Here is a 5,658-nt window from a genome sequence, read left to right as displayed (position 1 = left end):
TTTGTTGCTCGGCAACATCGATAATAGGGCGTGCTTCTTTATAGGCTTGTTTGGCAATCTTTGCTGCTTTTTCATAGCCGATCACCGGATTCAGCGCGGTCACTAAAATAGGGTTTTTAGCCAAGGCTTTATCAATATTAGTTTGATTCACTTTAAAACTAGCAATCGCTTTATCACCTAATGCATCGGCACTATTAGCCAACAGTTCAATACTTTGTAAAATATTATAGGCAATCACCGGCAGCATCACATTTAACTCAAAGTTACCAGACTGACCGGCCACGGTGATTGTAGCGTCGTTGCCAATCACTTGTGCGCTTACCATCGCTGCGGCTTCGGGGATCACGGGATTAACCTTGCCGGGCATAATTGATGAACCGGGTTGCAGTGCTTCAAGTTCTATTTCACCCAAGCCGGCTAGTGGCCCTGAATTCATCCAGCGTAGGTCATTGGCTATTTTCATTTGCGCCACAGCCAGTACTTTTAACTGCCCTGAAAGCGCCACAATGGCATCTTGCGAGCCAATGTTATAAAAAAAGTTGTCACTTGGGGTAAAGGTAATCCCTACATTTTCACTGAGCTTTTGTGCAAATAGCTTGGCAAACTGCGGATCGGCATTTATACCTGTGCCTACCGCGGTGCCGCCTTGAGCAAGTTGACACACGGGTTTTAATGCATGCTCAATCCCCTGCGCCGCATGATTAATTTGCGCTTGCCATGCGCTTAACGTTTGCGCGAAGGTGACGGGCATGGCATCCATTAAATGTGTACGACCGGTTTTAACAATCGCCCCAACTTCATCTTTTTTCTGCTCTAAATGCTGCACCAGCTTATTGAGTGCAGGGCGTAATTGATACACCACATTGATTGCACTACTCAGTGCTATCGCTGTGGGGATCACATCGTTTGAACTTTGCCCCATGTTAACGTCGTCATTAGGGTGGATGTTTTCCTCTGCAATACGGCTGGCTAAGGTCGCAATGACTTCATTGGCATTCATATTTGAACTGGTGCCCGAACCGGTTTGAAAAATATCGACAGGAAACTGCTCATCATGCTCGCCATCAATAACGGCTTGGCAGGCTTGCGTTATCGCCGCCGCTTTGCTGCTACTTAAGTGGCCCAGCTCGCAGTTGCTTTGTGCTGCCGCTTGTTTAATGTAAGCAAGGGCGGACACAAACTGCTTTGGCATTGTTAAACCACTAATGGCAAAGTTATTCACAGCACGTTGCGTTTGTGCTTTATACAGTGCATTAACAGGGACTTGTAGTTCACCCATACTGTCCGATTCGGTTCTAAAGTTACTCATAAAATGTGCTCCTTAAAGAGGGAGATGCATGACAATAAAAAGCGTGCCTATTGCGAGTGCAGTTTAATTTTAGTCATAAACGACCTTGTATAGTAAAAGATATGGTGCGGTTGCTGATATTTACAAGGGGGTAGTTAAAAAGCCCGCCGCAGCAAGGTAATTAACTAATGAATAAAACCACTAAAAGTCGGCTTAACTGGGTGTTTAAGCCGACTTACATAATACCGTTTTAATCATAGTGCAATAGATGACTAAACAGAGTATTAATTGTAGCCAACAATGAAGATTTGATCTGCTTGCGGTGTATTTTGATGTGGTGAGGGGTGAGAAAGTAACTCGATGACTAGCGCTCTGTGGTCAGTAGTAGCGGGTGTTTTAGGAGGCTGCTTGTTAGTCAGCGCCATAACAGCATCAACAGCGGTGTAGGGAGAGATAGTCATAATTTAATCCTTTTAAAGTAATTAACTCATTACGCGAGCTATATAGTAAGAGCATATTCTGTACCAGCCTTATGGAGTTAGGTTAACGTGATGATATTAAACAGTTTTAATTTTATAGTTGAATTTATTCACGACAACCTGCGCTAAATTTGTTTTACTGTAGTGCAGTAAATTTCAATGAAGGTGCAACAGCATGCTTAAACCTTTTTCACAAGCCTGTGAAAATAATAAACAGCCCATTTTAACGCAGCTAAAACCGGCATTAGCCAACGCTAAAACAGTGCTTGAGATTGGCTCGGGCACCGGTCAGCACAGTGTCTATTTTGCCCAGCAATTACCCCATTTACAGTGGTACTGCAGTGATAGAGTAATAAACCATGAAGGGATCAAGTTATGGCATAGCGAGGCCAAGCTAGCTAATTTGCATGCCCCCCTTACGCTTGATTTAAATGATGCCTGGCCAATCGATAAAGTGGATGCGATATATACGGCAAATACCTTTCATATAGTGAGCTGGGAATTAATTGTGCGCTTTTTTGCTGGGGTAAAGCGTCATTTAAACTGTCAAGGTGTGCTGTGTATATATGGCCCGTTTAAATATAACGGTGAATTTACCAGTCACAGCAATGCTGAATTTAACGCGCATTTAACTGCCCGCGATCCACACAGTGGCATTCGTGATTTTGCTGCAGTTGAATCACTGGCGCAGCAAGCAGGGTTAAGCTTAGTCAGTGATACCGCGATGCCGGCCAATAATCAATTACTGATTTTTAAACGGCAGTAACGCAGTGCACTGGGCTTTATAAAGCGTAATGTGCTGGCGCTCGCGGGCAAGGTAATCGTTAATAGCATGGCTAAACATGTCATCAACTATATGGTGTGCCGAATACGTGAGCACCGGTGCAAAGCCGCGGGCTATTTTATGCTCCCCCTGCGCGCCTGCATGAAAGCAGCTGAGTTTATGCTGTATTGCAAACTCAATTCCTTGGTAATAACACAGCTCAAAGTGCAATGAGTCTACCGCTTCACTGGCTCCCCAATAGCGACCATAGAGGGTGTTTTCGCCAATTAAGCTCAGCGTTGCAGCAATAATGGCGCCGTGTTTTTTTGCCAGCATAATCACTAGTTTGTCGGCCATCAGTGCGTGCAGCAGGGTAAAAAATTGACTATTTAAATAACCTAAGTGACCCGAGCGCTTTAAATAGGTACGCTGATAAAACTCACAAAACAACTGCATAATATCTGGCGTAATTTGCGTTCCTTGTAACCACTCAATGGTTATATTTTGTTGAGCTATTTTGGCGCGTTCTTTTTTTATTGCTTTGCGTTTACGCGCATTCAGTGTTTGTAAAAAATCATCAAAGCTCGCAAAGCCGGCATTAAACCACTGAAACTGCACGCCGATTCTAAGCATCGCTTGTTGCTCGCTGAGTTGTGTGGCTTGAGTTAAATCGCAAAAGTTAACGTGCCAGCCAGACCAGCCTTGCTCAGTGCACTGCACACTGAGTTGCTCAGTAATATATTGATACACCCGATCAGGCGCACTGTGCTGTATAGCAATACGCTTGCCTGCAATGGGGCTAAATGGAATACCACACAGCCATTTAGGGTAATACGCTAAGCCATGCTGTTGGTAAGCTTCAGCCCATGCCCAGTCGAACACATACTCACCATAGGAGTGACTTTTTAAATAACCCGGCGCTAAAGCAACCAGGGTATCGTCTTCATAAACGGCTAAATGATAGGGTTGCCAGCCAGTTGCTTTATTAACACACTGACTTTGCTCTAAGGCCGCTAAAAAAGCATGATGGGTAAATGGCTCATCGCCAAAAAAGCGCTGCCATTGTGTGTCTGCTATTTGCTTGATGCTACTAAACCATTGATGCGAAAAGTTTGCCATTACTGCTTACCTTGTGCGTGTTCTACATTGTGTATAAAAATGCTTATTTGCTCAGTGAGCTCGGTAAAAAAAGGATTATAGGTGAGTCGTTGCAACGTGGGGTATTGCTTTAAATGCGCGGCGGTACGTTCACCTAATTCAGGCGTGACAGTGGTTTTACAGGTTTTATATTTATCTTCGCCGCCAATAAAGCTGCCACAATTGCGATACACCGCGTTGCGGCCATAGTGCGGGTTTGCAGGCGCATTAACGATGGCAATATGTGAGATACCGCGAATGCGTTTACAGTGTTTATTATTACATTGTGGGTTTATTACACGGTAATCCTTGGCAAACTGTGGGGGTAAAATAGCGCTATTGCCATACAGCACTAAGGTGTCGAGCTGTTTATACTGTGGGGCGTTATTTTTATGCAGCGTATTGAGTAGCTTTAGGGTGGCCTGAGTATCTATGGTGGCATCTATATCACTCAACACGCTAAATAACGGTATGGTGAGCGCTGGGCGTTTATTTAGCTTATTGATGCTGATCTGCGACATAGCTTGGTGTGCAGCGGCGGCAGCATGCAGGGGAAACGACTCATATTTAGCAAAATCGACATCGGCATCTTTATCGATCCAATCCACAAATGGAATGAAATCAAGCCATTTGGCCATCCACCCCTGTTTATTATGCGGCTCTGAACCCGGTGAAAACAACATTAATGCGGTTATTTTGGGCGAGACTGTGTGGGTGGTAAGGTGGTCAATAATTAATGCGGCGCCAGTAGAGTAGCCGCCTAAAATGACCTGCTCAAAATCTATTAATGCACGGTTAATCGCGTATTGCAGTGTTTGCTGCCAGTGTGCAACCCCCACCGTTTGTAACGCACTGGCGGCACTGCCATGACCCGGTAATAAAATAGTACGTACGGTGTAGCCTTGTTGATAATACACTTGCGCTAAATCGTGAAAGGTAAAAGGAGAGTCGGTCAAGCCATGTACCAACAGCGCTACCTTGTTACTGTGAGGGCGTACCAGCTCAAATGGCGCAATAATATCACTAATGGTAGCAGTGGGCGTACGGCTGCCTTGTGCCACTAACTGTTGATAGGTTTGCGTAAACACCGGACAAGGTAACGCTGCGCGAGGGTTTGCTTGTTGAATATATTGATAGCTATAGTGTAAATAATCACTAAAAGGAGGGCTTGCATGGTAATTAAATGCTGGCTGGTGGTGCTCGTTTGCATAGCGCAGTAAGCCTTGCTGTTTACTCTGAAGAATAAACTCATAGTCACTCAATTGGGTGATACAGTTTTGTGCCACAGTTAAGTGACTAACAGCGGTTATAACCAAGGCAATAAGTAGTTTTAGCGTAACAAAGTTAGTGTTCATGTACCGTGACGTATTGAGATAAACATGCAGTGAGCTTATCGAGTTCTAAGGGTTTTGCAAGGTGCTGGTTAAAGCCAACGGCTTCTGCATGGGCTTTATTTTCCGGCATCACGTCGGCGGTCAAAGCAATAATAGGCAGCTGCTCTGTACTGTAGCATTCTCTGATCAGCGCGGTAGCACGATAGCCATCCATAACCGGCATTTGACAATCCATCAGCACAATGTCAAACGATTGTTGCTTTACAGCTGCGACGGCTTGCTCGCCATTCGCAACCATGTGTGGCGTAATGCCTAATGTGTTCAACATCGCTTTGATCACCATTTGATTAACGGGGTTATCTTCAGCAACCAGGATTTTTAGCGCGGTAATATTCGTTTTAGCAAGGCATTTTATAGCCTGTTGTTGCGGCGCGCTGGTGGCTAATTCAACGGTTAAGGTAAAGGTAGAACCGTTGCCGGGTTCGCTTTCTAAGGTGATACTGGCATTCATGAGTGCGCTGAGTTCTTTGGCTATCGTTAAGCCTAAACCGGTACCGCCAAATTGCCGTGAGGTGGAGCTATCGGCTTGGGTAAATGCGCTAAATAACTTGTTATGATGGGCAGGATCAACCCCAATACCGGTGTCAATAACGGCCA

At 44.9% G+C, this 5,658-nt stretch carries 6 protein-coding genes; 1 reads left to right on the top strand and 5 read right to left on the bottom strand.

Features of this window, described 5'->3' with window-relative positions; all coding sequences use genetic code 11:
- Window positions 1–1,309: class II fumarate hydratase (locus ABYB02_RS13940; RefSeq protein ID WP_372763026.1), on the bottom strand; the 1,309-nt coding region annotated here is incomplete at its 3' end.
- 263 nt (window positions 1,310–1,572) lie between these two features.
- On the bottom strand, window positions 1,573–1,749 hold the full coding sequence (locus ABYB02_RS13935) for a hypothetical protein (protein WP_372763025.1): 177 nt from the start codon (window positions 1,747–1,749) through the stop codon (window positions 1,573–1,575).
- A gap of 193 nt (window positions 1,750–1,942) precedes the next feature.
- Here ABYB02_RS13935 and ABYB02_RS13930 point away from each other — a divergent pair, with 193 nt between their 5' ends.
- Window positions 1,943–2,533 carry a DUF938 domain-containing protein gene (locus tag ABYB02_RS13930; protein WP_372763024.1) on the top strand — a complete coding sequence of 197 codons (591 nt, stop codon included), beginning with the start codon at window positions 1,943–1,945 and terminating at the stop codon, window positions 2,531–2,533.
- Here ABYB02_RS13930 and ABYB02_RS13925 read toward each other — a convergent pair.
- The 3 genes from ABYB02_RS13925 to ABYB02_RS13915 all read right to left on the bottom strand — a co-directional run.
- On the bottom strand, window positions 2,510–3,649 hold the full coding sequence (locus tag ABYB02_RS13925) for a GNAT family N-acetyltransferase (RefSeq protein ID WP_372763023.1): 1,140 nt from the start codon (window positions 3,647–3,649) through the stop codon (window positions 2,510–2,512). The genes ABYB02_RS13930 and ABYB02_RS13925 overlap by 24 nt on opposite strands.
- Window positions 3,649–5,022, bottom strand: a complete 1,374-nt coding sequence (locus tag ABYB02_RS13920; protein ID WP_372763022.1) for an alpha/beta hydrolase — start codon at window positions 5,020–5,022, stop codon at window positions 3,649–3,651. Before ABYB02_RS13920 ends, ABYB02_RS13925 begins: the two co-directional genes overlap by 1 nt.
- Window positions 5,012–5,658: response regulator (locus ABYB02_RS13915; RefSeq protein ID WP_372763021.1), on the bottom strand; the 647-nt coding region annotated here is incomplete at its 5' end. The genes ABYB02_RS13915 and ABYB02_RS13920, both read right to left, overlap by 11 nt.

The organism is Pseudoalteromonas sp. (assembly GCF_041613455.1).
Taxonomy (GTDB): domain Bacteria; phylum Pseudomonadota; class Gammaproteobacteria; order Enterobacterales; family Alteromonadaceae; genus Pseudoalteromonas.
Note: the sequence above shows the minus strand (reverse complement) of the source record. Positions and strands in the feature narration are given on the sequence as shown.